Source organism: Xanthobacter sp. YC-JY1, from assembly GCF_021730305.1.
Lineage (GTDB): Bacteria > Pseudomonadota > Alphaproteobacteria > Rhizobiales > Xanthobacteraceae > Xanthobacter > Xanthobacter flavus.
This window is the reverse complement of sequence record NZ_CP032674.1, coordinates 2,117,351-2,142,848: the sequence shown is the minus strand read 5'-3', so window position 1 is coordinate 2,142,848 and position 25,498 is coordinate 2,117,351. Positions and strand designations below refer to the sequence as shown.

24 protein-coding genes are annotated in these 25,498 nt (G+C 67.7%); 11 read left to right on the top strand and 13 right to left on the bottom strand.

All coding sequences use genetic code 11. The annotated features are described in order from the left end of the window. Nucleotides 1–89: 89 nt before the first annotated feature. The 3 genes from prfB (at nt 90) to D7006_RS10035 (ending at nt 2,492) form a co-directional block, all read left to right on the top strand. Nucleotides 90–1,220 (top strand): peptide chain release factor 2, encoded by a 1,131-nt coding sequence (prfB, locus tag D7006_RS10045; RefSeq protein WP_169121055.1) that lies wholly within the window; start codon nt 90–92, stop codon nt 1,218–1,220. A 145-nt stretch (nt 1,221–1,365) separates the two neighbouring features. Continuing rightward, the gene (locus D7006_RS10040) at nt 1,366–1,794 is read left to right on the top strand and encodes a Rieske 2Fe-2S domain-containing protein (RefSeq protein WP_169121056.1); all 429 of its coding nucleotides are present in this window, start codon (nt 1,366–1,368) and stop codon (nt 1,792–1,794) included. A 158-nt stretch (nt 1,795–1,952) separates the two neighbouring features. After that, nucleotides 1,953–2,492 (top strand): hypothetical protein, encoded by a 540-nt coding sequence (locus D7006_RS10035; RefSeq protein WP_229644847.1) that lies wholly within the window; start codon nt 1,953–1,955, stop codon nt 2,490–2,492. 50 nt (nt 2,493–2,542) lie between these two features. Here D7006_RS10035 and D7006_RS10030 read toward each other — a convergent pair whose 3' ends face one another. Further along, complete coding sequence (locus D7006_RS10030) at nt 2,543–3,232, bottom strand: FkbM family methyltransferase (protein ID WP_237356481.1); 690 nt, start codon at nt 3,230–3,232, stop codon at nt 2,543–2,545. Nucleotides 3,233–3,594: 362 nt separating this feature from the next. Then, nucleotides 3,595–7,323 (bottom strand): vitamin B12-dependent ribonucleotide reductase, encoded by a 3,729-nt coding sequence (locus tag D7006_RS10025; RefSeq protein WP_237356480.1) that lies wholly within the window; start codon nt 7,321–7,323, stop codon nt 3,595–3,597. 626 nt (nt 7,324–7,949) lie between these two features. On the opposite strand from D7006_RS10025, the gene D7006_RS10020 reads away from it, so the two are divergent. The 4 genes from D7006_RS10020 (at nt 7,950) to sseA (ending at nt 12,954) form a co-directional block, all read left to right on the top strand. Next, nucleotides 7,950–9,296, top strand: coding sequence for an MFS transporter (locus D7006_RS10020; protein ID WP_237356478.1), 1,347 nt, complete (start codon nt 7,950–7,952; stop codon nt 9,294–9,296). A 91-nt stretch (nt 9,297–9,387) separates the two neighbouring features. Beyond that, nucleotides 9,388–10,863: a deoxyribodipyrimidine photo-lyase gene (locus D7006_RS10015; RefSeq protein WP_237356476.1), complete on the top strand. Its 1,476-nt coding sequence runs from the start codon at nt 9,388–9,390 to the stop codon at nt 10,861–10,863. A 123-nt stretch (nt 10,864–10,986) separates the two neighbouring features. Further along, nucleotides 10,987–12,015, top strand: a complete 1,029-nt coding sequence (locus tag D7006_RS10010; protein WP_024279417.1) for a cysteine synthase A — start codon at nt 10,987–10,989, stop codon at nt 12,013–12,015. A gap of 66 nt (nt 12,016–12,081) precedes the next feature. Further along, a complete protein-coding gene (gene sseA, locus D7006_RS10005; RefSeq protein WP_229644853.1) occupies nt 12,082–12,954 on the top strand; it encodes a 3-mercaptopyruvate sulfurtransferase in 873 nt (290 codons plus the stop codon). Nucleotides 12,955–13,118: 164 nt separating this feature from the next. Here sseA and D7006_RS10000 read toward each other — a convergent pair whose 3' ends face one another. The 3 genes from D7006_RS10000 to D7006_RS09990 form a co-directional block, all read right to left on the bottom strand. Then, nucleotides 13,119–13,676 (bottom strand): HNH endonuclease, encoded by a 558-nt coding sequence (locus D7006_RS10000; RefSeq protein WP_081762648.1) that lies wholly within the window; start codon nt 13,674–13,676, stop codon nt 13,119–13,121. A 161-nt stretch (nt 13,677–13,837) separates the two neighbouring features. After that, nucleotides 13,838–14,542, bottom strand: coding sequence for an alpha/beta hydrolase (locus D7006_RS09995; RefSeq protein ID WP_237356474.1), 705 nt, complete (start codon nt 14,540–14,542; stop codon nt 13,838–13,840). A gap of 13 nt (nt 14,543–14,555) precedes the next feature. Further along, complete coding sequence (locus tag D7006_RS09990) at nt 14,556–15,206, bottom strand: DNA-3-methyladenine glycosylase (protein ID WP_237356473.1); 651 nt, start codon at nt 15,204–15,206, stop codon at nt 14,556–14,558. A 57-nt stretch (nt 15,207–15,263) separates the two neighbouring features. Here D7006_RS09990 and gluQRS point away from each other — a divergent pair, with 57 nt between their 5' ends. Next, nucleotides 15,264–16,184 carry a tRNA glutamyl-Q(34) synthetase GluQRS gene (gene gluQRS, locus D7006_RS09985; RefSeq protein WP_237356472.1) on the top strand — a complete coding sequence of 307 codons (921 nt, stop codon included), beginning with the start codon at nt 15,264–15,266 and terminating at the stop codon, nt 16,182–16,184. On the opposite strand, the gene D7006_RS09980 is transcribed toward gluQRS, so the two are convergent. The 3 genes from D7006_RS09980 to rpoZ form a co-directional block, all read right to left on the bottom strand. Beyond that, the gene (locus D7006_RS09980; RefSeq protein WP_169121067.1) at nt 16,163–17,104 is read right to left on the bottom strand and encodes an AEC family transporter; all 942 of its coding nucleotides are present in this window, start codon (nt 17,102–17,104) and stop codon (nt 16,163–16,165) included. The genes gluQRS and D7006_RS09980 overlap by 22 nt on opposite strands. 11 nt (nt 17,105–17,115) lie before the next feature. Further along, complete coding sequence (locus D7006_RS09975) at nt 17,116–17,433, bottom strand: hypothetical protein (protein WP_237356471.1); 318 nt, start codon at nt 17,431–17,433, stop codon at nt 17,116–17,118. A gap of 345 nt (nt 17,434–17,778) precedes the next feature. Further along, nucleotides 17,779–18,168, bottom strand: a complete 390-nt coding sequence (rpoZ, locus tag D7006_RS09970; RefSeq protein WP_024279425.1) for a DNA-directed RNA polymerase subunit omega — start codon at nt 18,166–18,168, stop codon at nt 17,779–17,781. A gap of 216 nt (nt 18,169–18,384) precedes the next feature. Between rpoZ and D7006_RS09965 the strand changes: the two genes are divergently transcribed. Together D7006_RS09965 and D7006_RS09960 are read left to right on the top strand one after the other, a co-directional pair. Beyond that, complete coding sequence (locus tag D7006_RS09965) at nt 18,385–18,993, top strand: NYN domain-containing protein (protein WP_029558161.1); 609 nt, start codon at nt 18,385–18,387, stop codon at nt 18,991–18,993. Nucleotides 18,994–19,015: 22 nt separating this feature from the next. After that, on the top strand, nt 19,016–19,678 hold the full coding sequence (locus D7006_RS09960) for a uracil-DNA glycosylase (RefSeq protein ID WP_237356470.1): 663 nt from the start codon (nt 19,016–19,018) through the stop codon (nt 19,676–19,678). Between the two features lie 18 nt (nt 19,679–19,696). Here the strand turns inward: D7006_RS09960 and D7006_RS09955 are convergent, their stop codons facing one another. The 4 genes from D7006_RS09955 to dapA form a co-directional block, all read right to left on the bottom strand. Next, complete coding sequence (locus D7006_RS09955; RefSeq protein ID WP_237356469.1) at nt 19,697–20,269, bottom strand: peroxiredoxin; 573 nt, start codon at nt 20,267–20,269, stop codon at nt 19,697–19,699. Further along, nucleotides 20,266–20,670 (bottom strand): VOC family protein, encoded by a 405-nt coding sequence (locus D7006_RS09950; protein WP_237356468.1) that lies wholly within the window; start codon nt 20,668–20,670, stop codon nt 20,266–20,268. Before D7006_RS09950 ends, D7006_RS09955 begins: the two co-directional genes overlap by 4 nt. A gap of 13 nt (nt 20,671–20,683) precedes the next feature. Next, a complete protein-coding gene (gene smpB, locus D7006_RS09945) occupies nt 20,684–21,160 on the bottom strand; it encodes an SsrA-binding protein SmpB (RefSeq protein ID WP_024279430.1) in 477 nt (158 codons plus the stop codon). Nucleotides 21,161–21,284: 124 nt separating this feature from the next. Further along, nucleotides 21,285–22,184, bottom strand: a complete 900-nt coding sequence (gene dapA, locus D7006_RS09940) for a 4-hydroxy-tetrahydrodipicolinate synthase (protein WP_210257541.1) — start codon at nt 22,182–22,184, stop codon at nt 21,285–21,287. A 372-nt stretch (nt 22,185–22,556) separates the two neighbouring features. Between dapA and D7006_RS09935 the strand changes: the two genes are divergently transcribed. Beyond that, nucleotides 22,557–24,854, top strand: a complete 2,298-nt coding sequence (locus D7006_RS09935; protein ID WP_237356467.1) for a lytic transglycosylase domain-containing protein — start codon at nt 22,557–22,559, stop codon at nt 24,852–24,854. A gap of 7 nt (nt 24,855–24,861) precedes the next feature. On the opposite strand, the gene D7006_RS25385 is transcribed toward D7006_RS09935, so the two are convergent. Further along, entirely contained in the window at nt 24,862–25,497 is a 636-nt protein-coding gene (locus D7006_RS25385) for a hypothetical protein (protein ID WP_371745080.1), read from the bottom strand. Nucleotide 25,498 lies beyond the last annotated feature (1 nt).

The following is a 25,498-nucleotide window of genomic DNA, read 5'->3' as shown; positions in this document are numbered from 1 at the left end:
CCCCGAAGCCCCCTCCCCGCCGGCCCGGCGTTTACACCCGCGCCCCCCGCCGCTATTTTCCGCGGCCCTCAGCCGGAGAAAGATGAGCCATGCGCGCGGAACTCGCCGCAAAAGTCGACGAGATCAAAGCCTCCCTCGACCTGTTGCGGTCCCACCTCGACGTGGACCGTTCGCGCCGTCGTCTCGCGGAGCTGAATGCCATCGTTGAAGATCCCAAGCTCTGGGACGATCCCGAGCGGGCGCAAAAGCTGATGCAGGAGCGCACCAGCCTGGAGGATGGCCTCGGCGCCATCGATCGGGTGGAGCGCGACCTTGCGGACAATATCGAGCTCATCGATCTCGGCGAGGCGGAAGGCGACGAGGGTGTGATCTCCGAGGCCGCCGGAGCCCTCGACGGGCTGAAGGCGGAGCTGGCCCGGCGCGAGCTGGAGGCCTTGCTCTCGGGCGAGGCCGATTCCAACGACTCCTATCTCGAAGTCCATGCCGGCGCCGGCGGCACCGACAGCCAGGACTGGGCGGAGATGCTGCTGCGCATGTATCGCCGCTGGTGCGAGCGCCACGGCTTCAAGGTGGAGCTGATGGACGAGAGCCAGGGCGAGCAGGCCGGCCTGAAGTCCGCCACCATCCAGGTGAAGGGCCACAATGCCTATGGCTGGCTGAAGACCGAGGCGGGCGTCCACCGCCTCGTGCGCATCTCGCCCTTCGATTCCAACGCCCGGCGCCAGACGTCCTTCGCCTCGGTGGATGTCTATCCCGTGGTGGACGACCGCATCGTGGTGGACATCAAGGAAGCGGACGTGCGGGTCGACACGATGCGCTCCGGCGGTGCCGGCGGCCAGCACGTGAACAAGACGGAATCGGCGGTGCGCCTCACCCACATCCCGACCGGCATCGCCGTGGTGAGCGAGGGTGACCGCTCCCAGCACAAGAACCGCGCCACCGCCTGGAACATGCTGCGCGCCAAGCTCTACGACCTCGAGCTGAAGAAGCGCGAGGCGGAGGCCATGGCCGAGCAGGCGGCCAAGACCGACATCGGTTGGGGCCACCAGATCCGCTCTTATGTGCTCCAGCCCTATCAGTTGGTGAAGGACCTGCGCACCGGCGTTACCTCCGGCACGCCGCAGGAGGTGCTGGACGGCGATCTCGACCCGTTCATGCAGGCCGCCCTCGCCCAGCGCGCCTATGGCGGCGGGCCGGAGAGCGTCGACGACGTGGACTGATCTCCCCCGAGGAAATCAGTCCCGCCACCGGCCATTCCGCCCTCCGGCGGGCTGTGTCGGAGACACGACAATCGGGGCCGCCGGAGCGGCGGCCCAATTCTTGCACGAGCTTTCCCGGTCCCTCCGGACCTGAGAAAGCTCTGTAATGACCGAACTCTTCGCCATCTGCGCCACCTACGAGATTCAGGATGGCGACGCCCGCGGCTTCGTGCTCGCGCGGCTCGACGCGGACGGCAACAAGAAGGCGTGGCCGATCTTCATCGCGCGCCGCGGCAACAGCTTCCACGGCTACGAGAATGTCTGCCCGCACGAGGGCAAGCGGCTCGACGCCTATCCCGGCGAATTCCTGGACCGCGAGGCCAACTTCCTCGCCTGCGGGCGGCACCAGGCGAAGTTCGACCCCGATACCGGCGCCTGTTTCATCGGCCCCTGCAAGGGCAAATCCCTCACCCCCATCGAGATCGTCGTCGATGACGGCGACGTCTGCCTCGTCAACGTCCCCCTCGCCGAAGAGGACGGCCTGGACGTGGAGGACCCCAACGAGGTCCCGGAGGTGCTGATTACCGGCGACTGAGGCCTCACGCCTCCGCTGGACAAGAGGTCGTGTCCGAAGGGGCACGGCAGACCGGGGCCTCGTGCCCGGTCCGGCCCTCCCAGGCCGGCGCACACGAGGTTCTCCACGGCACGCCCAAAAGGGCCTCGCCCACCGCGACCTCACCCAAGGATTTTTCCATGACCGCTGTTGCTGATACGCCTTTTGCCAAGCTGAGCACCGAGGGGCGGCTCCTGAAGCCGACGCTGAATGCCGACACCCATGTGGCCGGCCGCTTCGGCTTCCGCGGCGAGATTTCCTACGACGGGCCTGAGGCGGTGCTGAAGGAAGTGTTCTCGGTGTGCGAGGACGGCAAGCCCGCCATCGGCTTCCTTGCCGGCTCCATCACCAGCTACGAGAGCCTGCCCAAGCTGGTGGAAACGCTCGGCGCCGCCCTCGACGGCGAGGGCAAGTATTTCGTCTATATCTCGGATCTGCCGCAGGGCAACCGCCTGCTGATTCGCTTCGGCGACGTGAAGATCTTCGCCATTTTCCTCGACGAAACCTCGGTCTACAATGAGCTGATCGACACCTTCTACGTGGACAAGGTGAAGCTCAAGAAGTTCGACACCGCCGCCAAGCTCGATGCCCTCGCCGACGTGGGGCTGAAATATGCGGAAGTCTCGCACTACAAGGAAGTGTCCTACGAGGACGGCCTGAGCATCAAGAACGCCGCCTGATCAGGCGCTGTCCGGGGACGGAGGGCTGCCCCGCCTCCGTCTGCGGTCTGCTATGCTCTGCGCGCGACGATATGGGATGGATCGAGCCAAGTGACACGAAGGCCGACTCGTTCGAGGGCAGCCTTCAGTTGCCCCGCACCGTCATCTAGGCCCCGCTTAGCCATTTCGAGGAAGTGGACTTCCACGAAAACAGACCGCAGTTGGGGCTGCGCCAGCGTCCGCGTCAGGCCCCTGACCACATCGAGCTCGAAGCCCTCAACGTCAATCTTGATGACATTGGGACACTGATCGACCGCATAGACATCGCCCCGCTCGACCTTCACCTCGATGCATTCGCTCGACTTGGCACTGGCATTGAGCGTGTTGCTCTCGTGATGGTCGCTGGTGCCGAAATGTGCCACGCCGGAATAGTCGGCAAGCGCAACCGGAACGACGGTCACCTGAGGATAGGGCGCAATCGTGCCGCGCAACGCCTGAAGGGTTGAGGGTGTGGGTTCGAAAGCGACGACCTTTCCAGTCACCCCCACGGCCTCGGCCAATTTTCGGCTGTAAAGGCCAGTATTGGCGCCCACGTCCCAGACGATGTCGGCCGTCCTGACATCGTTCAGGAGCGCCACGCCGAAGGCATCTTCGTAGCCGGTCCTGGCAATCTTGCGGTACAATTTAACGAGAGGCCTGAGTACTCCGGCCTTCTGGCCGATACGGCGAACCGCCAGCGCGAGCGGATGAGCGTAATCCATATCGGCCTCCTGCCATGGTACCAGATTTCACGTGTGTCAAAGGGCGGCAGCGAACCCATCTCTGATGGGGCTGGCGGCGAATATCGGCGGGGCAAACGAAACCACGCCATATTCAGAAATTGCATTGAGGCGTCAACCAGAACCCGCGCTCCACCGCACATTTTCCGCTCAGACATCCACCGTCGGGGGATGTGGGCCGGCTTCCCAATCCCGTGGCGCGAGATCCGTTTCTCCAATCCGACGCTGCGGCGGGAAGCCCGATGCAGAGAGGCGAGTCGACATCCAAGGCTCAAGACCCTGTCAAAACGAAAAATGCCCGGGACCGCAGGCCCGGGCATTGTTCTTACGGAGGCGAAAATACCTCAGCTGCAGCCGGTCGTCCCGCCGCAGGTGTCGCACTTCAGGCAGGTGCCGTTGCGCACCATGGTGAAGTTCATGCACTCGGGGCAAGCTTCGCCCTCGTAGCCCTTGGCCTTGGCTTCGGCGCGCGCCTCGGCCTTGCGGGCGGTCGCGGACCAGGGGAGCGACTTCTCCATCAGGCTCTCCACCGCTTCCTCGATCTCCTCCGGCTGGGGCGCCGGATCCTTGAGTTCGGCGGTGTCAGTCTTCAGCGCGGTGGCACCGACGGTGCTTGCGCGCAGCATCGTCACGTTGTCCGTGCCGGAGCGCGGCTCGGGGGCGACAGGCTGGGGCACCAGCAGGTTCACCGTCTTGCCGCGCACGAGGCCCTTGGAGACGATGCGGGCCGACGGATTGGTCGGCGCCTTGCCCTCGTCCACGCCCTTGCCGAGCGCGTCGAAGCCGGTCTCGGACAGGTCCACATGGCCGAGGTCGTTGCGGCCGAGATAGCTCACCGCCAGCTCGCGGAACACGTAGTCGAGCATGGAGGTGGCGTACTTGATGGTGTCGTTGCCCTGCACCGGGCCGGCGGGCTCGAAGCGGGTGAAGGTGAAGGCGTCCACATATTCCTCGAGCGGCACGCCGTACTGGAGGCCGAGCGAGATGGCGATGGCGAAGTTGTTGAGGAGCGAGCGGAGCGCCGCGCCCTCCTTGTGCATGTCGATGAAGATCTCGCCGAGGCGGCCATCATCATATTCGCCGGTGCGCAGATAGACCTTGTGGCCGCCCACCACCGCCTTCTGGGTGTAGCCCTTGCGGCGGTCGGGCATCTTCTCGCGCTCACGCACGCGGTGCTCGACGATGCGCTCCACCACCCGCTCGACGATCTTCTCGGTGACCGACGCGGTGCGGGCCGCGTTGGGCTGGGAGAGCACGGCATCCAGCGCGTCGTCCTCGTCCTCCTCGTCCGCCACCAGCTGGGCGTTGAGGGGCTGGGAGAGCTTGGAGCCGTCGCGATAGAGGGCGTTCGCCTTCAGCGCGAGGCGCCAGGACAGCAGGTAGGCCGCCTTGCAATCCTCGACGCTGGCGTCGTTGGGCATGTTGATGGTCTTGGAGATGGCGCCCGTGATGAAGGGCTGCGCCGCCGCCATCATGCGGATGTGGCTCTCCACCGACAGATAGCGCTTGCCGATGCGGCCGCACGGGGAGGCGCAGTCGAACACCGGCAGGTGCTGCGGCTTGAGGAACGGCGCGCCCTCCAGCGTCATCGCCCCGCAGACATGCACGTTGGCGGCGTCGATGTCGGCCTTGGAGAAGCCGAGGAAGGCGAGGAGGTCGAACTTCGGGTCGGCGAGCTGGGCCGCCGGCACCTTCAGGGTGTTGGCGAGGAATTCCTCGCCGAACGTCCAGCGGTTGAAGGCGAACTTGATGTCGAACGCGGTCTTCACCGCGGCCTCGGCCTTCTGGATGGCCGCGTCGTCGAAGCCCTTGGCGCGCAGCGAGCCGTGGTTGACGGCCGGCGCGTTGGCGAGCGAGCCGTGGCCCACCGCATAGGCCTCGATTTCGGCGATCTCGGCTTCCTTGTAGCCGAGGGTGCGCAGCGCCTCGGGCACGGCGCGGTTGATGATCTTGAAGTAGCCGCCGCCGGCCAGCTTCTTGAACTTCACCAGCGCGAAGTCGGGCTCGATGCCGGTGGTGTCGCAGTCCATCACCAGGCCGATGGTGCCGGTGGGGGCGATCACGGACACCTGCGCGTTGCGGTAGCCATGCTTCTCGCCGAGCTCCAGCGCCTTGTCCCAGGCCGCGGTGGCGTGGGCGACGAGGCGGGTGTCCGGGCAGGAGAGGTGATCGAGCGGCACCGGGGAGATGGAGAGGCCCTCATAGCCCTCGGCGATGCCATGGGCGGCGCGGCGGTGGTTGCGGATCACCCGCAGCATGGACTGGGCATTGGCCGAATAGGCCGCGAACGTGCCCAGCTCCTTCGCCATCTCGGCGGAGGTGGCGTAGCAGACGCCGGTCATGATGGCCGAGAGCGCACCGCAGATGGCGCGGCCCTGTGGGGAGTCATAGGGAATGCCGCTCGACATGAGCAGGCCGCCGATATTGGCGTAGCCGAGGCCGAGGGTGCGGTACTCGTAGGAGAGTTCGGCGATGCGGCGCGAGGGGAACTGCGCCATCAGCACCGAGATTTCCAGCACCACGGTCCACAGCCGGACGGCGTGCTCGTAGCTCTCCACGTCGAACCTTTTCTCGGCGTCGCGGAACTGCAGGAGGTTCAACGAGGCGAGGTTGCAGGCCGTGTCGTCGAGGAACATGTATTCCGAGCACGGGTTGGAGGCGCGGATCTCGCCGGCCGCCGGGCAGGTGTGCCAGTCGTTCACCGCGGTGTGGAACTGGATGCCGGGATCGGCGCAGTGCCACGCGGCCGAGCCGATCTTCTCCCAGAGCTCACGGGCCTTGATGGTCTTGGCGACCTTGCCGTCGGTGCGGCGGATGAGCTTCCAGTCCTCATCGGCCTCGACGGCGCGCAGGAAGTCGTCGGTGACGCGGACGGAATTGTTGGAGTTCTGGCCGGCGACGGTGATGTAGGCCTCGCCGTCCCAATCGGTGTCGTAGATGGCGACATCGATGTCCTTGTAGCCCTGGCGGGCATACTGGATCACCCGGCGGATGGCGGCGTCGGCCACCGCCGCCTTGCGGGCGGCCTTGATCTCGCGCTTGAGGGCCGGGTTCTTCTCCGGGTCGAAGCAGTCGTCGCCATTGCCTTCGCAGTTCACGCAGGCCTTGAGCACCGCCTTGAGGTGCTTGGCATTGAGCTTGGAGCCGGTGACGAGGGAGGAGACCTTCTGCTCCTCGATCACCTTCCAGTCCACATAGGCCTCGATGTCCGGATGGTCGGCGTCGACCACCACCATCTTGGCGGCGCGGCGGGTGGTGCCGCCGGACTTGATGGCGCCCGCCGCGCGGTCGCCGATCTTGAGGAAGCTCATGAGGCCGGACGAGCGGCCGCCGCCGGACAGCTTCTCTCCCTCGCCGCGCAGCGCGGAGAAGTTGGAGCCGGTGCCGGAGCCGTACTTGAACAGGCGCGCCTCGCGGACCCACAGGTCCATGATGCCGCCCTCGTTGACGAGGTCGTCGCCTACGGACTGGATGAAGCAGGCGTGCGGCTGGGGATGCTCATAGGCCGAGGTGGAGGCCATCAGCTCGCCGGTCTGGTAGTCCACATAGAAGTGGCCCTGCCCCGGCCCGTCGATGCCGTAGGCCCAGAACAGGCCGGTGTTGAACCACTGCGGCGAGTTGGGCGCGGCCATCTGCATGGCCAGCATGTAGCAATGCTCGTCGAAGAAGGCCTGCGCGTCGGCCTCGCTGTCGAAATAGCCGCCCTTCCAGCCCCAGTAGGTCCAGGTGCCGGCCAGACGATCGAATACCTGCTGCGCGGTGGTCTCGCCCACATAGCGCTCGTTCTCGGGGAGGGCGGCGAGCGCCGCCTCGTCGGCCACGGAGCGCCAAAGGAAGGAGGGGACGGAATTCTCCTCCACCTTCTTCAGGCGCGCGGGCACGCCGGCCTTGCGGAAATATTTCTGCGCGAGGATGTCGGAGGCGACCTGCGAGAACTGCGCGGGAACCTCGATCCCCTCCTGGCGGAAGACCACGGAGCCGTCGGGGTTCCGGATCTCGCTCACGGTCTCGCGGAAGGCGATGTCCGCGTAAGGGGAACGACCCTCTTGCGTGTAGCGGCGTTCAACGCGCATGACCGGTGCTCCTTCGGCTCGGCCCCGCTCGGGCCGATCATTCTACAGGACGAATATGGCGGACGTGACAAACCGACAGGCATGGCGCAGCGCGCCGCGCCAGGCGGGTCGGAAGTTCGCGGGTTCCGGGAGGCCCGCCAGCATTCACCGATACGTACCCGTGGGATGCCGGCTGCCGAGGACCGAACGCTAGTGCGAGTCTGGCCCGCCGGTCAAACCCCTCTTTGCCACCAATTGGGGCCATCTGACCCCTCTTCCTACTATATATGGTGCCTACCCGCAGGTTATCAAATTCCTAACGGGCCTTGCGCCGGCTCGATTTTCACGTGCCCGTGACAGGCTGGAGCCCGATGGGGGGAGCCGGGAAGTCATCACCGTCATCCACAGCTTGCGATGGGGATGGGAGACGATCGGCGCCGGTCCGCCATGCGCTGCCCGCAGGGCGGCCTCTCGTCGGCTCAGGATGCAAGCACTGGCGAAGGCGGGCGCAATAAACTATCAGAACCCGCAAACAGCCTGCGCGCCGGCCTTCTCTGCCCCCTGCCGTCGCGACAGAAAATTGCCGGACCCTTCAGCCGCCGCCAACGGCTCCCGGCCTTTACGGGGCGCAGTTGGAAAGTACCGGCATGTCCACGACCTTCGCCGCCGATGCGGCGCCCGCCGTCAATCCCCGCTCGCGCGTCATCCTCGCGAGCCTGATCGGCACCACCATCGAGTTCTACGACTTCTACGTCTATGCCACGGCGGCGGTGCTGGTGTTTCCGCACCTGTTCTTCCCGGCCGGCAATGACACGACGGCGCTGCTCGCATCGTTCGCCATCTTCGGCGCGGCCATGGTGGCGCGGCCGCTGGGTGCCATCTTCTTCGGCCATCTCGGCGACAAGAAGGGGCGCAAGCTGACGCTGGTGGGCGCGCTGCTCACCATGGGCATCGCCACGTTCCTCATCGGCCTGCTGCCCACCTTCCAGACCGCCGGCTGGTTCGCGCCCCTGCTGCTGGTGATCCTGCGCCTCGCCCAGGGCTTCGCGCTCGGCGGCGAATGGAGCGGCGCGGCGCTGGTGGCCACCGAGAATGCGCCGGCGGGCAAGCGCGCCGTCTATGGCACCTTCCCGCAGCTTGGCGCGCCCATCGGCTTCATCATCGCCAACGGCCTGTTCCTCGCCATCGCGGCACTGATGCCGTCGAGCGATCCGTCCCGCCCGTCCGATGCCTTCCTCTCCTGGGGCTGGCGCCTGCCCTTCCTGTTCTCGGCGGTGATGGTGATCGTCGGCCTGTGGGTGCGCATCTCGCTGGTGGAGAGCCCCGCCTTCGCAAAGGCGCTGGAGCACGGCCGCATCCAGAAGCTGCCGCTGGCCGCGGCGTTCAAGACGCACTGGCGTGAGCTCATCCTCGGCACCTTCTACATGCTCGCCACCTACGTGCTGTTCTACCTGATGACCACCTTCTCGCTCAGCTACGGTCGCGCCCCGACCACGGCGGCGGTGCCGGGGCTCGGATATGACTACCGCACCTTCGTGCTGATGATGATCGGCGGCGTGGTGTTCTTCGGCATCTTCACCCTCGTCTCCGGCCCCTGGGCCGACCGCTGGGGCCGCCGCCGCACGCTGATCGGCATCACCGCCGCCATCGTGCTGTTCGGCCTTTTGTGGGTGCCGATTCTCTCCGCCGGGCCGGTGGGCGTGATGGCATGGCTCATCATCGGCTTCACGCTGATGGGCCTCACCTTCGGCCCCATGGGCGCGCTGCTGCCGGAGCTGTTCCCGGCCAATGTGCGCTACACGGGCTCGGGCATCTCCTACAACGTCTCCTCCATCCTCGGCGCGGCGGTGGCCCCGTTCATCGCCGTGGCGCTGTGGAGCTATGGCGGCGGCAGCCCGTTCTGGGTCGGCATCTATCTCTCGGTCATGGCACTCCTCACCCTCATCGCCCTGGTGCTGGGCAAGGAGACGCGCGACGTGAACATGGACCACTGAGGGCACGATGGCCCTCTTGTGACGCCCCTCTTGCGCCGGACGGGAAAAGGGAGTGAACCTCCCCTGCCCCGTCCGCGTAGGAAGGTGCGTCATGACAGCCGCTCCATCCCTCCTGTGGTTCCGCGACGATCTGCGCCTGGCCGATAACCCGGCGCTGAACGCCCTCGCCGAGACCGGCGCGCCCATCGCCGCGCTCTATGTCCTCGACGAGGACAGCCCCCACATCCGCCCGCTCGGCGGCGCCGCCCGCTGGTGGCTCGCCCAATCCCTGAGGGCGCTCCGGGCAGACCTCTCCCATCACGGCATTCCGCTGATCCTCAGGCAGGGACCAGCCACACGCATCGTGCCGGAGGTGGCTGCCGCGCTGGGCGCGGCCACGGTCGCGTTCAATGATCGGGCGGGCGAGGCCGAGGGCAAGCTGGACCGGGCCATCACCGCCCGGCTGGCGGCCGAGGATCGCCGCGTGCTGCACTTCTGCGCCCACCTGCTCCACCCGCCGGGAACGGTGCTGGGCGGATCGGGGCGCATGCCGCGCACCTTCTCCTCCTTCCACCGCGCTGCCCTGCGCGAGCGCGATCTCTCCCCGCCCCTGCCCGCACCCAAGCGCCTCAAGGGCGTGACCCGTGCGCCGGAGGGCGACACGCTGGAAAGCTTCGCACTGGAGCCGGAAAAGCCCGACTGGGCCGGGGGCCTGCGTACCGCCTGGCATGTCGGCGAGGCAGCGGCGCGCGCGCGCCTGTCCGCCTTCATCGCCGACGGCCTCAAGGGCTACGCCACGGGCCGCGACCGGCCGGACCTCGAGCACGTCTCGAGCCTCTCGCCCCACCTGCGGTTCGGCGAGGTGTCCCCACGCCAGATCCTCTTCGCCGTGCGCCACGCGGTGGATGCCGGCGAGGTGCCGGGCAGCGATGCGGCCAAGTTCGAGGCTGAACTGTACTGGCGGGAGTTTTCCTACCATCTGCTCGCCGAGGAGCCAGACATCGCCCGGCGCAATATCCAGCAGAGCTTCGATGCCTTCCCCTGGCGCGAATGCTCGGGCGAATTGAAGGCCTGGCGGCGCGGCCTCACCGGCTATCCGCTGGTGGATGCGGGCATGCGCCAGCTCTGGCAGACGGGCTGGATGCACAACCGGGTGCGGATGGTGGTGGCGTCCTTCCTCGCGAAACACCTGCTCATCGACTGGCGCGCCGGCGAAGACTGGTTCTGGGACACGCTGGTCGATGCGGACGCCGCCAACAATGCCGCCTCCTGGCAATGGGTCGCCGGCTCCGGCCTCGATGCCGCGCCCTATTTCCGCATCTTCAATCCGGTGATGCAGGGCGAGAAATTCGACCCCGACGGCACCTATGTGCGCACCTATGTGCCCGAGCTGAAGCGCCTGCCGGCGAAGCTCATCCACCAGCCATGGACCGCCCCGCAGGACACCCTCGCGGCCGCCGGCATCCGGCTGGGCCACACCTATCCCAAGCCCCTCGTGGACCACGCCGCCGCCCGCGACCGCGCTTTGCGCGCCTTCGAGCATCTGCGGCACGCGGCCCCCGCAGAGGCGCGCGCGGCCGTCCGCTGAGCCTCTTCCCGGCGCAATCCCATGAGTTTGCGCCGGCCCTGCAACGCCGCTATTGAGGGGAGACGCGCGCCGAGGCAGCATAAGGCCCATTAAATTTCACATTGCGATGAAGGTATTTCTTCCATGATCCGTAACGGCCTTGTGGACTCTATCGGAAACACACCCCTTATCCGTCTGAAGCGGGCCTCCGAAGAGACCGGCTGCGACATCCTCGGCAAGGCGGAGTTCCTCAATCCCGGCCAGTCGGTGAAGGACCGCGCGGCACTCGGCATCATCCAGGACGCGGTGGCCCGCGGCGAGCTGAAGCCCGGCGGCGTGATCGTGGAAGGCACGGCGGGCAATACGGGCATCGGCCTCGCCCTGGTGGCGGCGCCGCTCGGCTTCCGCACCGTGATCGTCATTCCCGAGACCCAGTCCCAGGAAAAAAAGGACATGCTGCGCCTCGCCGGCGCGACGCTGGTGGAAGTGCCGGCCGTGGCCTACGCCAATCCCAACAATTACGTGAAGGTCTCCGGCCGCCTCGCCGAGGCGCTGGCCAAGACCGAGCCCAACGGCGCCATCTGGGCCAACCAGTTCGACAACGTGGCCAACCGCCAAGCCCATATCGACACCACCGGCCCGGAAATCTGGGAGCAGACGCAGGGCAAGGTGGACGGCTTCATCTGCGCCGTCGGCACCGGCGGCACTCTGGCCGGCATCGGCATGGCGCTGAAGGCCCGCAACAAGGACATCAAGATCGGCCTCGCCGATCCCATGGGCGCCGCGCTCTATTCCTATTACACGACCGGCGAGCTGAAGGCCGAGGGCTCCTCCATCACCGAGGGCATCGGGCAGGGGCGCATCACCGCCAATCTCGTCGACGCGCCGGTGGATGCCGCCTTCCAGATCCCGGACGAAGAGGCCCTCCCCGTCGTGTTCGACCTGCTGGAGCACGAAGGCCTGTGCCTCGGCGGCTCGTCGGGCGTGAACGTCGCCGGCGCGATCCGCCTCGCGAAGGAGCTGGGTCCGGGCCACACCATCGTGACCATCCTCTGCGACTATGGCACCCGCTACCAGTCGAAGCTGTTCAACCCCGAATTCCTGCGCTCCAAGAACCTGCCGGTCCCGGCGTGGCTGGAGCGCAAGGCCGAGGTACCGAACGTCCTCGTCTGACGGCTTGACGCGGGGCGCGTTCCGGCCGAGGAAACCGCGCCCCGCCCAAACGCGAGCGAGATCGTCATGAGCACATCGCCCGAGAGCACCCTGCCGGTGGACACCCCGCAGAGCCCGTTCGTCTCCACTGAATGGCTCGCGGCCAATCTCGGCGCGCCGGACCTCGTGGTGGTGGACGCCTCCTGGCACATGCCGAATTCCGGCCGCAGCGGCGCCAAGGAATATCTCGCCGAGCACATTCCCGGCGCGGTGCATTTCGACATCGACACCATCGCCGACCACTCCACCTCCCTGCCCCACATGCTGCCGGACGCGCACAGCTTCGCGGTGGCCGTGGGGGCGCTGGGCATCGGCGACGGCCTGCGCATCGTGGTCTATGATTCCGTCGGCCTGTTCTCCGCGCCGCGCGTGTGGTGGACCTTCCGGGCCTTCGGCGCGAGCGACGTGAAGCTGCTGGATGGCGGACTGCCCAAGTGGAAGGCCGAGGAACGTCCTCTGGAAGACGGACCGGTGCGCCGCCTGCCGGCCAGCTTCACCCCCCGCCTCGACCATTCCCTCGTCGCCGACATCGAGCGCGTGGATCAGGCGCTCAAGACTGGCTCCGCGCAGGTGCTGGACGCCCGCCAGGACGCCCGCTTCCGCGGCGAGGCGCCGGAACCCCGCGAGGGCCTGCCCTCCGGCCACATGCCGGGCAGCTTCAACCTGCCGCACGGCCAGATCGTAAAGGACGGCCGCCTCCTGCCGCCGGCCGAGCTGCGCAAGGCCATCGATGGCTCCGGCCTCGATCTCTCGCGGCCGGTGATCACCTCATGCGGCTCGGGCGTGTCGGCGGCCATCCTCTGGGTGGCGCTGGAAATGGTCGGGAAGCAGCCCCTCGCCCTCTATGACGGCTCGTGGACCGAATGGGGCGCGAGCGGCAAGGAGATTGCCGTCGGCTGACGACGTGCGGTGTGCGGCCTCACGCGGGGCCGCACATGCGGCGAAGTTCCGAGCCTGTTCCAGCGGAGCCGGCTTCGGAACGTTTCGCGTCTTGAATTGAAGCGTGCCTGCGCATGCGGGTTCGTGGGCGCTGAAGCTGCCGGATATTGGCGAGGCTATATCGCCTACGGATCCAGCTCGGTATCCCAGTAGAGATAGTCCATCCAGCTCTCATGCAGGTAGTTCGGCGGGAAATGCCGGCCGTTCTGATGGAGATCGTGGACGGAGGGCTGGAAGGGCGTCTGGGCGGGCCACATCCCCGCATCCGCCGGCATATGGCCGCCCTTGCGCAGATTGCAGGGGGAGCAGGCGGCGACCACGTTCTCCCAGGTCGTCTGGCCTCCCTTCGAACGCGGAATCACGTGGTCGAAGGTGAGATCCTCGCGGGAGCCGCAATATTGGCAGGAGAAGCGGTCGCGCAGGAAGACATTGAAGCGGGTGAAGGCGGGCTGCCGCGTCGGCTTCACGAAGGTGCGCAGTGAAACGACGCTCGGCAGTCGGATTTCAAAGCCCGGACTTCGCACCGCCTTGTCGTAATATTCGACGATGTTCACCCGGTCGAGAAAGACCGCCTTGATGGCGTCCTGCCAACTCCAGACCGACAGCGGGTAATAGCTCAACGGGCGGTAGTCCGCGTTGAGCACGAGCGCTGGCCAGGCACCTGGTGACAAAGCAGTGGTCAAGGACCGAACTCCTCGTCTTCGCACCCGAATCGCGCCTGACGATCCCGGTACGCGGCGGATACTCTATATGCTCCGTGTCACTGTTGTGAAGCCGAGGCCAAACCACGGCCATTTCCGGGCATTTACTCGCGCCACCGGCTGTGCCTGCTTCCGTTACCGTCTCAGCGCGACTTGGGTGCGAGGAACTCGGCGAGGAAAGCGCCGCCATGGGCGAGGCCGCCATCGTCGATGCCGTGCCCGAGGCCTTGGCTGAGGTGCCATTCCACCGGCACGCCGGCCTCGGCGAGGCCGCGGGCGGAGGCGAACAGCGCCTGAGCCGGAATCACCTCGTCCTCCGTGCCGTGCACCAGAAGAATGGGCGGGCGCGTGTGCAATTGCAGGTCGCGCGGCACCCCGCCCGCCGCTTCCACCCACAGCCCCGAATAGGCGACCACGGCGGCCGGTGCGACGGCGGCGGTGGTCGCGATCTTCAGCGCCATCATCGCGCCCTGGCTGAAGCCGACCAGCGCCAGCCGCGACGGCGGCAGGTCGTATTTCGCCAGTTCCACCTCCAGGAACGCAGCGAGCATTGGCGCCGCACCCTCGGCTCCGCGGGCCAGTTCGTGGGGATCCCGGAAGCTCAGCGGGAACCACTGCCGGCCCACCGGTGCCTCCCCGCAGGGGTCGGGGGCGTGGGGGGAAATGAAGGCGGTGCCGGGCAGCAGGTCGGCCCAGGCATTGCCGAGGTCGATGAGGTCGCGCCCGTCCGCACCATAGCCGTGCAGCAGCACGACGAGACTGTCAGGCGCGCCGCCGTTGCGCGGACGCAGGCGCGGGCCGTCGAGAATGGGCTCGTCGAGGGAAACGCCGTCGAGGGGAAAGGACATGGGCACGCTCTTCTCAGGCCGGGGCGCCGAGGCGGGCGCGCCGCGCACCATAATACGCCCACAGCAGATGAGCCGCCACGCCACGCAGCGGCCGCCAGTCCTCGGCGATGGCGCGCAGGCCGAGGGGCGTGCAGCGGCCGCCCAGCTCGAACGCATCGCCCATCGCCACCTGCAGCGCGAGGTCTCCATGGGGAAAGGCATCGGCGCGGCCGAGACAGAACAGGAGGTAGATGTCGGCGGTCCAAAGCCCGATGCCGGGTAGCCGCGTCATCACCTCGGCCGCGGCGTCCGCCTCCAGGCGCGCCACCGCCTCAAGGTCGACCTCGCCTTCCGCGAGCGCGCGGGCGATGCCGGTGAGGGTGCGGATCTTCGGTGCGGACAGGCCGGCTGCGCGCAATGTCTCCACCGGCGCGGCCAGCATGGCCTCCACCGTGGGCGTCCCGCCCAGCGCGGCCTCGAACCGGGCGGAGATGGCCCGCGCCGAGGCGACCGACAATTGCTGCGCGATCACCACGGCGCACAGGCCGGCGAATCCGGGCGACCGGCGGCGCAGGGCCGGGCGGCCGGCCACCTCCGCCACCGGAACGAGGCGATCATCCAGCTCCAGCAATTGCGCGAAGGCGCGGTCGAATACGCCTTGGTCGGTGAGCAGCGGCTCCTTCATTGCGCAAACCCGCAGGCTTGTCTGTCACACCGGGATATCGCTCTAATAGCGCACGCCATGCCCCAGCCTCCCCTTCCCTTCGTCTGCCGCTTCGCGCCGAGCCCCAACGGCCGGCTGCATCTCGGCCACGCCTTCTCGGCGCTGGTGAATGCCGAGGCGGCGGCGCGCACCGGCGGCACCTTCCTGCTGCGTATGGAGGACATCGACACCACCCGCTGTCGACCCGAATTCGAACGGGGCATCCTCGATGACCTCGCCTGGCTCGGCATCGTGCCCGCCGCGCCGCCGCGGCGCCAGTCCGAGCATTTCGCCGACTATGCGGAAGCGCTGGCGCGACTGGAGGGCATGGGCCTCGTCTATCCCACCTTCGAGAGCCGTTCCGACATCGCGCGCGCGATAATCGAGGCCGAGGCGAAGCAGGGGCGCCCGGCCCCACGGGACCCGGACGGGGCGCCGCTCTATCCCTTCCAGCGCTCAGGGCTGTCCGATGGGGAACGCGCGCAGCGGCGGGCGGCGGGCGAGCCTTATGTGCTGCGGCTCGACATGGCGGCAGCGCTTAAGGCCGTCGGCAGCGGGCCGCTCTTCTGGCCGGAAGCCCGGGATCTGCCGGAAGGCCCGGCCGTCGCGGCGCCGGCCGATCCGGCGCAGTGGGGCGATGTGGTGCTGGCGCGGCGGGACGTGCCAACGTCCTATCATCTCTCGGTGGTGGTGGACGACGCGTTGCAGGGCATCACCCGCGTCATCCGCGGCATGGACCTGTTCCACGCCACCTCGGTCCACGTGCTGCTGCAGCGGCTCCTGGGCCTAGAGACGCCCGTCTACCACCATCACCGGCTGATCCTGGACGGCAGCGGCCACAAGCTCTCCAAGAGCAATTCGGCCACCAGCCTCCTGGCGCTCAGGACCTGCGGCGCGACGCCCGGGGACATCCGCACGCGGCTGGAGCTCGACGCGCCTCAGCCGACCCCGAGGATGTAGAGCCAGAATGCCACGGTGACGACCGCGAGCCCGGTGGAGAGGGAGACCGCGCTGGTGGAGGCAGCCACCCCCACGCCATAGCGCTGCGCCAGCAGGTAGCCGTTGACGCCGCTCGGCATGGCCGCGAACAGCACCGCCACGCCGGCCCACACCGGCGGCATGCTGAAGACCATGGTGAGCGCGAACACCGCCGCCGGATGGACGATGAGCTTCAGGAAGCTGATGAGCGCCGAGGGCAGAAGATCGCCCCCCGCCATGCCGTAGCGCTTCAACGACAGGCCGAGGGAGATGAGCGCGCAGGGCGTCGCCGCGGCCGAGAGAAGATCGATCATCTGCTTCGGCACGCCCACGGCCTGGATGCCCACCACCTTGGCGAGCGCCCCGGCATAGATGCCGAGCAGGATGGGATTGAAGGCGAGCGCCTTGCCGAGCCGCATCATGGTCGCACGGGAAAAGCCGTGGCTGCCCTCCAGAAGCACGGTGGCCGCCACCAGCATCACCGGCAGGTGGATGGCGATGAGCAGGAACAGCGGCACCGCTCCCGCCTCGCCATAGGCCTTCAGGATCAACGGCACACCAACGAACACGGTGTTGGCCTGGCCCGCGGCGAAGCCGTGGATGACCGCTTCCTGCCGCCCCCGCCCGAACAGCCGTTCCGCCGCCACCATGGCGATGGCGAACACGAAGAAGGCCCCGGCGAAATAGGCGATCCAGTAGCCCCAGGGCTGAGCCTCGGGCAGCTTCGATTCGGTCAGCGTCTTGAAGATGAGGACCGGCACCGACAAGCTGAACACGAACTCCGCCAGCCCGTCCGTCGCCCGTTCGCTGACGAGGCCGATGCGGGCGGAGATGTAGCCCACCAGCACCATGCCGAACACCGGCAGGACGATGACGGAAATGTCCGCGAACGTGTTGAGCATGGCCGTTTCCGTCAGGCCGCCCGCATCTGCGCCGTCTCTTCGGCGGTCGCAAGGTCCACCCTGCGGACGCCGACCATGACGCCGAGCCTCTGGCCGAGGCGCACGGCGACGGCCTCCTCCGCGGCGAACTCGATCGTGACGGTGAGTGTGTCCGCATCCGTCCGGCAGTCGATGCGGCCGGGCAGGACGTCGTGGATCACGAACGGCTCCAGCAGGCGCAGCAGGAGGTTGGTGGCCGGCTCGGCCGCGACGGCGAGGCGGTACGAGGAGTGATGAGGACGAACAGGGGAGGAGCCGTCGCGCTGAGCGGCGGGTTCACGGCTGGACATGGGGGACGATCCGGACTGATGCGGGCCTTGCCGCGCAATTCTCTGGGCAGTCACCTGATGGGCCTGCCCCGGCGGAGGATCGCGCCGCGGCCGTCGACGGCCTCAGGCGCGCAAGTCTACCCGGCCGACAGGGTCGACCGGGCGACGAATTCGCCGCAGGGCCGGAAGGAGGCCCGGCATATGGTATCCGGAACGGAGCATGGCGCGGACGTTAGGCTCCCCGGAAGGAGGCGTCAACCGATGGGCAAATCGTTTTAGCCGCGAAATGCCGGCGACGGGCGCCCGAAACGCAAACGGCCGGGCAGTGCCCGGCCGCGAACGTTGGGTCCGTCGCCGAAGCGGCGATCAGCCCTCGTCGTCGTCGTTATGCTCGGGGGGCACGAGGCCCTGAAGGCCGGCGAGCAGCTCTTCCTCGGTCATGCGGTCGAGCATGACGTCGCTGTCCTCGCCGCCGGAGCTGTCGCTGGACGCGATGAGCGGCACGGCCTCGGGCTCGGGCTCATCCACCTCGGTGTACTTCTGCAGCGAGTGGATGAGGTCTTCCTTGAGATCCTCGGGGCTCACGGTCTCGTCGGCGATCTCGCGCAGGGCGACGACAGGGTTCTTGTCGTTGTCCCGGTCGATGGTGATCTGCTGGCCGGACGAGATCATGCGCGCGCGGTGGGCGGCGAGCAGAACCAGCTCGAACCGGTTGTCCACCTTGTCGATGCAGTCTTCTACGGTGACACGGGCCATGGGCTCGTCACTCCCTTATGCGCGATGCGCACAGAATACAGGCCTTGAGAAGAGGGCGTCGATACAGCAATTCGGCCAAAGGGGCAACCCTGCCGACCAAGCGCCGCGCCTTTTTCGCTTGCCTTGAACGGTTCTTCGTCGGAGAAAGGCGACAGGACGACGTGGTTTGCAGCCGTTCCCCGTTCTGCCCATCCCATTCCATCGGCGGACTTTTGTATGCAGGGCCAGGAAAAGATCGCTCTTCTCATTGATGGCGCCAACCTTTATTCCGCGACCAAGGCGTTGGGCTTCGATATCGACTACAAGCGGCTCCTCAAGGAGTTCCAGAGCCGCGGATACCTCCTTCGCGCGTTCTACTACACGACGCTGATCGAGGACCAGGAATACTCCTCCATCCGGCCGCTGCTCGATTGGCTGGACTACAACGGCTATTCGGTGGTCACCAAGCTTGCCCGCGAGTTCACGGACGCGCAGGGCCGCCGTCGTGTGCGCGGCAACATGGACATCGAGATCGCCGTGGACGCCATGGAGCTCGCCGAGCACGTGGACCACATCGTCCTGTTCTCCGGCGACGGCGACTTCCGCTCGCTGGTGGAAGCGTTGCAGCGCAAGGGCGTGCGGGTCTCGGTGGTGTCCACCATCTCCACCCAGCCGCCGCTGATCGCGGATGACCTGCGCCGCCAGGCGGACGTCTTCATCGATCTGGTGGACCTCCAGCCCAAGATCGGCCGCGACCCGTCAGAGCGGCAGGGCCGGATGCAGGAGACGCCCCGCTTCCTCGAGCGGCGCAGCGCCACGACCGCGGCCGGCGACGGCAACGACTGACACGCCGCCCGTGCCCGCCAAGATGGCTGCCAAGACAGCCGCCGCCCGGCCTGCCGCGGCGTCCGAGCCGGGGCGCGACTGCCCACTTTGCCCGCGCCTCGTGGATTTTCGCGAGGAATGGCGGGCGAATGAACCCGCTTGGCACAATGCGCCCGTGCCCGCCTTCGGGCCGGTCGACGCGCCCCTGCTGATCGTCGGTCTCGCGCCGGGCCTGCGCGGCGCCAATCGCACGGGGCGCCCGTTCACCGGCGACTATGCCGGCGATCTGCTCTACGCGACGCTGATCGAATACGGCTTCGCCCGCGGCCCCTATGCGGCGCACCCGGAAGATGGCCTGACCCTCACCGGCGCGCGCATCGTCAATGCGGTGCGCTGCGTGCCACCCCAGAACAAGCCGACGCCCGAGGAGATCCGCACCTGCCGGCCCTTCCTCTCCGCCGCCATGGCCGAGATGCCGGCGCTCAGGGCCATCGTCACGCTGGGCAAGATCGCCCACGATTCGACCCTGGCCGCGCTGGGCCAGAAGGCCTCGCGGCTGAAGTTCGGCCACGGCGTGTCGGACGAGGTGGGCAGCGTGCGGCTGTTCGCGAGCTACCACTGCTCGCGCTACAATACGAACACCGGCGTGCTGACGCCCGAGATGTTCCGCTCCGTCTTTTCCGCCGTCCGCGCCAGCCTGGGCTGAGCAGCCCGGGCTGAGCGGTCAGTCCTCCCGCCGCCGGCGCAGATGGGCCAGCACGTCCGTCGCGTTCCGGTCCGGCGGGAAAACCGGATAGAAGACATGGCTGATGGCGCCCTCCTCGATGATGAGGGTGATGCGCTTCAGCAGCTTCGCCCCCTCCACCTCGAAGGTCGGCAGGCGGATCGCCGTCGTCAGCTCATGCCGATGATCGGAGAGCAGCGGGAACGGCAAATGGAGCCGCTCCGCCGCCTCGCGCTGATAGTCGCTGTCCTGCAGCGACAGGCCGAACACATGCTCCACGCCGGCGTCGCGCAGATCGGCGAAATGGTCGCGGAAGGCGCAGGACTGGGGCGTGCAGCCGCGCGCACCGGGAATGGCGTTCCAGCCCTCCGGCATGGGCTGGCCGGGAACTCCCGTGCGCGGATAGGCGTAGACCACCGTCAGGCCGGAGAGGCCGGAGAGATCGATGTGGCGGCCGTCCGTGGCGGGAAGGGTGATGATGGGCAGCTCGAGCCCCGGCAGGTGCGCGGCGAGGCCATCGTCTTCCGGCGACGGGAGGTCATCGGGCAGGCTGGTGTAGCCGGAAGTGCTCATGACGCGTCCCCCTGAGAGGTGTCGTAGGAGATGAATTCGAGCAGCGACCCATCCGGATCGCGGAAATAGACGCTGGTGCCATGGCCTTGTGCGCCGAAGCGACGAACCGGGCCAAGTTCGGGCGTGATGCCGTGGGCGGCGAGGTGCGCCACGGCCTCCGCGATCGGCCCATCCCAGCGGAAGCACAGATCGGAATTGCCCGGCTGCACCGGCAGGCGCGCCACCGGCACCGGGTCGACGCCCGGCCCGTGCAGGTTCAGCTGGCGGTCACCGAAGCGGTAGGCGAAGCCCGTGCCCACCGTCACCACTTCCGCGCCCAGCACGGACGCATAGAAGGCGTTGGAGCGGGCGAAATCGCTCACATGGACGACGCAATGGTCGAAGGCGATCTTGCCCGGCATGGCGCCCTTTCCCTCACCCGCGCTCGCGCATCAGGCGCGCCTTGTCGCGCGCCCAGTCGCGTTCCTTGGAGGCCTCGCGCTTGTCGTGCGCCTTGCGGCCCTTGGCCAGCGCCAGCTCCACCTTGGCGCGACCGCGATCGTTGAAATAGATCTTGGTCGCCACCACCGTCATGCCCTCGCGCTCCACGGCCTGGCCGAGCTTGGCGATCTGCCGCTTGTGCAGCAGCAGTTTTCGTGGCCGGCGGGTCTCATGGTTGAAGCGGTTGGCTTCCAGATATTCGGGGATATAGGCGTTGTAGAGCCACATCTCGCCCTCCTTCTGGGCGGCGTAGCTCTCGCCGATGGTGGCCTTGCCGTTGCGCAGGCTCTTCACCTCGGTGCCGGTGAGGGAGATGCCGGCCTCGAACGTCTCGCCGAGCTCGAAATCGAAGCGGGCGCGCCGGTTGTCGGCGGCGATCTTGCGGGGGGCTTCGGTCTTCTTGGATGTCATGATGGGGGAATGTGGTCGCAGCGCACCGCCGAAGCAAGCCGCAAGGGGTCAGGTCGGTTGGCGGAGCGTTGGAGAACGGGGGATCAGGCGACGGCGGGTCGCCTGATCCCCCGATCCATCGACCTCAGTTGATGAGGCCGGCCTGCACCATCGCGCTGCGCACCACGGCGCGGGTGGTCTCGGAGACAGGCACCATAGGCAGGCGCGCCTCTTCGCTCATCTTGCCGAGGAGCGAGAGGGCATACTTGGTGGGGGCCGGGTTGGTCTCCACGAACAGCGCCGTGTGCAGCGGCATCAGCTTGTCCTGGATCGCCAGCGCCGCCTTGAAGTCGCCGGCGAGGCAGGCCAGCTGGAACTCCGAGCACAAACGCGGCGCGACGTTGGAGGCAACCGAAATGCAGCCGTGGCCGCCATGGGCCATGAAGCCGAGCGCGGTCGCATCCTCGCCCGAGAGCTGGATGAAGTCCGGCCCCAGCACCTGCCGCTGCAGCGACACGCGGGTCATGGAGGCGGTGGCATCCTTTACGCCGGCAATGTTCTTGATCTCGAACAGCCGAGCCATGGTCTCGACCGACATGTCGATCACCGAGCGGCTCGGGATGTTGTAGATGAAGATCGGCAGGTCCACCGCGTCGGCAATCGCCTTGAAGTGGCGATAAAGCCCTTCCTGCGTGGGCTTGTTGTAATAGGGCGTGACCACGAGGAGCGCGTCGGCGCCAACCTTCTGGGCGTGCTCGGCCAGCGCGACCGCCTCGGCGGTGTTGTTGGAGCCCGCGCCGGCCATGACCGGAACGCGGCCGGCGGCCTGCTCCACGGTCCATTCCACCACGCGGTTGTGCTCCTCATGGGAGACGGTGGGGCTTTCGCCGGTGGTGCCGACCGGAACGAGGCCGTGCGTCCCCTCGGATATCTGCCAGTCCACGAAGGCACGGAACGCCTTCTCATCCAGAACGCCGTCGCGGAACGGGGTGACGAGGGCGGTGAACGAGCCGCGGAAACGGGACGCAGACGGGATGGGCGACATGGCGAACGCCTTGGGTTCCTGGGAGCTTGTGGTTGGCCGGGACCTGTCGCGAACGACCGGCCCGGCGCCGCGCCGGCTCGGGAGAGCGGCGGGTGCGGACCTTGACCCTTATCCTTTTGCCGCCCGGCCGGAAAGGGGGATGCGCTACGACGATCATTGCCATCAAGGCAAAATGCCCTTCGGGAATGGTAGCGAACTGCCGCAAAGGGGTAGCCCGCGGCAGATTTGCCCCGGCACAACTGCCGGGATCCCGAAAGCCGTGGTTTCGCCCGGTTTTCGGACTTCATTGAGGTTAGGGTTTCGTCAACGCCGGTGGCCGAACATGCGGGTGGGGGAACACGCCGCCACAGCCCGCGCCCGCGAGGAAGCTTCATGTCGCCTGTATCGAGCCTGATGTCCGTGAGCGCGCTTGCGCTCGCCCTTGCCTGGAGCGGGGCGATGCCGGCGGTCGCGGAATCCGCGCCGACACCCCCGGCCAAGCCGTCCGCGTCCGCCTCCAAGGATTCGAAGTCGTCCGACGCCAAGTCCAAGGACGCAAAATCCAAGGACAGCAAGACGGCTGATTCCAAATCGAAGGATGCCAAGGCCAAGGACACGAAGGCCAAGGATTCGAAGTCGTCCACGCCTGCCAAGCCTGCCGCGGCCGCAAAGCCGGCGGCGAGCAAGAGCGCGACCACCAAGCCGGCAGCCGGCAAGCCCGCTGCCGCTCGCGTCGCGCCCACCGTCCATCAGCCCGCGCCGACGGTCGGCACTTCGTCCAGCATCCCCGGCGGTGACCTCGCCGCGCTCAAGGTCGCGGTGACCGCCGCCCGCAACGGCCGCGCCGCCGAGGCCATGGGGGCGGCCCAGCAGCTCGACGATCCGGTGGCGCGCACGCTGGTGACATGGCTCGTCATCCGGCACGCCCCGAACGATCTCGGCTTCAACGCCATCAACGAATTCATCCAGGAAAAGCCGGGCTGGCCGACCCAGTCCACCCTGCGCCGTCGCGCCGAGCGCGTGCTGTTCCAGGAGAACAAGGATCCGGCCAAGGCGCAGGCCTTCTTCGCCGATCAGGCGCCGCTCTCCGGCGAGGGCAAGGTGGCGCTCGCCCGCTATCTCGTCTCCATCGGCAAGCGGCAGGACGCGGCCGAGTGGGTCCGCGACGCCTGGCGCAACGACGAGCTGAACGAGCTCTTCGAGAGCAAGATCATCGACGAGTTCTCCGGCTTCCTGACCCGCGCCGACCACAAGCTCAGGGCCGACCACTTCAGCTACAAGCCGGACACGGATCGCGCCCTGCGCGCCGCCGCGCGCGCCGGCAGCGACATCGTGGCGCTCACCAAGGCGCGCATGGCGATCGCGCGCAAGGAGGCGAACGGCGAGAAGCTGCTCGGCCTCGTGCCCTTCACCTTGTCCAGCGATCCCGCCTATCTCTTCGCCAAGTCCCAGCTGCTGCGCCGGGCCGACAAGCCGCAGGAAGCGGCGCGTGCGCTGCTCGCGGGCTCCAGCTCGGATCAGGTGCTGGCGGACCCCGACGAATGGTGGATCGAGCGCCGCCTTGTCGCGCGTGAACTGCTCGATGCCGGGGATTTCCAGACCGCCTACAAGGTCGCCGCCACCGGCGTGCCGCCGCAGGCCGACAACTATCGCGCCGAGCAGCAGTGGACCGCCGGCTGGATCGCCCTGCGCTTCCTGAAGGACCCGAGCCGGGCGGCCCAGCATTTCGCTAAGGTCGACGACGACCAGAAGCACCCCATTACCCTCTCGCGCGCCTATTACTGGCAGGCCCGCGCGGCCGAGGCCATGGGCGACCGCGGCCGGGCCAATGCCGCCTATCAGGCGGCGGCGAAATTCCCGGCGACCTATTACGGCCAGCTCTCGCGCACCAAGCTCGGCATGGCGCCGGTGGTGCTGCGCGGCGCGCCCTCCCCGTCCTTCGGCGCGCGCGACACCTTCGCCCGCCTGGAGCCGGTGAAGGCGATCCGCATGCTCTATGCGGTGGGCGCACGCGATATCCCGCTGACCATCTATTACGACCTCGCCTGGCGGATGGAGGATTCGAGCCAGCTCGCCATGCTCGCGACCCTCGCCGAATCCAACAACGATCCGCGCGGCGCGCTCGTGGTGGGCAAGGAAGGGCTTGCCGAGGGCCATCCGCTGGAGGCCGAGGCCTTCCCGACCTTCGGCCTGCCCAATTACAGCCCCATCGGCGATCCGGTGGACAAGGCGGCGGTCTATGCGATCGCCCGGCAGGAAAGCCAGTTCAACCCCGCCATCGTCTCCAGCGCCAAGGCCATGGGCCTGATGCAGGTGACGCCGGAAGCCGGACGGCAGGTCGCCAAGATCACGGGCGTCGCCTATGACGAGCGCCGGCTGATGAGCGACCAGTCCTACAATGTGCAGTTCGGCGCCGCCGAGCTGGGCGAGCTGGTGGCGCAATATGGCGGCAACTACGTGCTGGCCTTCGCCGCCTACAACGCCGGGCGCGGCAGCGTCGCCAAGTGGATCGCCCGCTACGGCGACCCGCGCGACCCGGACGTGGACGTGGTGGACTGGGTGGAGTGCATCCCCTTCTCCGAGACCCGCAATTACGTGCAGCGGGTGATGGAGAACTACCAAGTCTACAAGGTGCGCTTCAACATCCCGAGCAAGCTCCAGATGGAAGCCGACCTGCGCGGCGGGCGCTGAGCCCGGCTCATCGCCGCCGACGGGGCGGCGGTGCTCCACCCTCGAGAATGGCCTTCGCCTGCCCCATCCAGTCCTCGCGCTCGATGCGGCCGGGGAAGGCCAGATAGCTGCCGACCCAGGCGGCTTCTTCCGGCGTCCATGCGGCGATCTGCCGAAGATGGAAGATGCCGATCTCGTTGAGCCGCTGCTCGTTCTGCGGCCCGATGCCCTTCAGCTGCTTCAGATCGTCCGCCCCCCCGCCCTCCGGCGCGGCGAGGGCGGGCGGGCGCATGCCCGGCAGGCTCTCCGGCGGCCGGCGCCGGGCGCGCGGGGCCGGACGGGTCGGCGATGGCACGGCCGGGGGCGGTGGCTCGTCCTCCTCCTCGTCATCCAGAGGCGGCACCGCATTCATGTCGGCGATGCCGAGCCGCGCGAACAGATCCTGCTGAGGCGAAGGAGCGGGCTCGACCACGATCGGCGGCTCCGGTGGGGGCGCCGACGTGGCCGGGGCGGGTTGACGCTCCATGGCGGCGGGCGGGGGCGGCACCGCGACCTGCAACGGCTCGGGCGGACGCTGCTTACGGCCGATGCGATAGCCGACGGCAAGGGCCAGACCAAAGACGAGGGCGAGAAGCAGCGCCACCTCGACGGCAAAGGCGGTCATG

Bases quoted from the DNA above. Each gene is read 5' to 3' on its own strand.
- prfB (WP_169121055.1), top strand. From the start codon at position 90: ATGCGCGCGGAACTCGCCGCAAAAGTCGACGAGATCAAAGCCTCCCTC.
- D7006_RS10020 (WP_237356478.1), top strand. From the start codon at position 7,950: ATGTCCACGACCTTCGCCGCCGATGCGGCGCCCGCCGTCAATCCCCGC.
- D7006_RS10040 (WP_169121056.1), top strand. From the start codon at position 1,366: ATGACCGAACTCTTCGCCATCTGCGCCACCTACGAGATTCAGGATGGC.
- D7006_RS09980 (WP_169121067.1), bottom strand. From the start codon at position 17,104: ATGCTCAACACGTTCGCGGACATTTCCGTCATCGTCCTGCCGGTGTTC.
- smpB (WP_024279430.1), bottom strand. From the start codon at position 21,160: ATGACATCCAAGAAGACCGAAGCCCCCCGCAAGATCGCCGCCGACAAC.
- rpoZ (WP_024279425.1), bottom strand. From the start codon at position 18,168: ATGGCCCGTGTCACCGTAGAAGACTGCATCGACAAGGTGGACAACCGG.
- D7006_RS09950 (WP_237356468.1), bottom strand. From the start codon at position 20,670: ATGCCGGGCAAGATCGCCTTCGACCATTGCGTCGTCCATGTGAGCGAT.
- D7006_RS10035 (WP_229644847.1), top strand. From the start codon at position 1,953: ATGACCGCTGTTGCTGATACGCCTTTTGCCAAGCTGAGCACCGAGGGG.
- D7006_RS09935 (WP_237356467.1), top strand. From the start codon at position 22,557: ATGTCGCCTGTATCGAGCCTGATGTCCGTGAGCGCGCTTGCGCTCGCC.
- D7006_RS09960 (WP_237356470.1), top strand. From the start codon at position 19,016: ATGGCTGCCAAGACAGCCGCCGCCCGGCCTGCCGCGGCGTCCGAGCCG.
- D7006_RS09990 (WP_237356473.1), bottom strand. From the start codon at position 15,206: ATGAAGGAGCCGCTGCTCACCGACCAAGGCGTATTCGACCGCGCCTTC.
- D7006_RS09995 (WP_237356474.1), bottom strand. From the start codon at position 14,542: ATGTCCTTTCCCCTCGACGGCGTTTCCCTCGACGAGCCCATTCTCGAC.
- D7006_RS09965 (WP_029558161.1), top strand. From the start codon at position 18,385: ATGCAGGGCCAGGAAAAGATCGCTCTTCTCATTGATGGCGCCAACCTT.
- D7006_RS09975 (WP_237356471.1), bottom strand. From the start codon at position 17,433: ATGTCCAGCCGTGAACCCGCCGCTCAGCGCGACGGCTCCTCCCCTGTT.
- sseA (WP_229644853.1), top strand. From the start codon at position 12,082: ATGAGCACATCGCCCGAGAGCACCCTGCCGGTGGACACCCCGCAGAGC.
- D7006_RS10025 (WP_237356480.1), bottom strand. From the start codon at position 7,323: ATGCGCGTTGAACGCCGCTACACGCAAGAGGGTCGTTCCCCTTACGCG.
- D7006_RS10015 (WP_237356476.1), top strand. From the start codon at position 9,388: ATGACAGCCGCTCCATCCCTCCTGTGGTTCCGCGACGATCTGCGCCTG.
- dapA (WP_210257541.1), bottom strand. From the start codon at position 22,184: ATGTCGCCCATCCCGTCTGCGTCCCGTTTCCGCGGCTCGTTCACCGCC.
- D7006_RS09955 (WP_237356469.1), bottom strand. From the start codon at position 20,269: ATGAGCACTTCCGGCTACACCAGCCTGCCCGATGACCTCCCGTCGCCG.
- D7006_RS10030 (WP_237356481.1), bottom strand. From the start codon at position 3,232: ATGGATTACGCTCATCCGCTCGCGCTGGCGGTTCGCCGTATCGGCCAG.
- gluQRS (WP_237356472.1), top strand. From the start codon at position 15,264: ATGCCCCAGCCTCCCCTTCCCTTCGTCTGCCGCTTCGCGCCGAGCCCC.
- D7006_RS10010 (WP_024279417.1), top strand. From the start codon at position 10,987: ATGATCCGTAACGGCCTTGTGGACTCTATCGGAAACACACCCCTTATC.
- D7006_RS25385 (WP_371745080.1), bottom strand. From the start codon at position 25,497: ATGACCGCCTTTGCCGTCGAGGTGGCGCTGCTTCTCGCCCTCGTCTTT.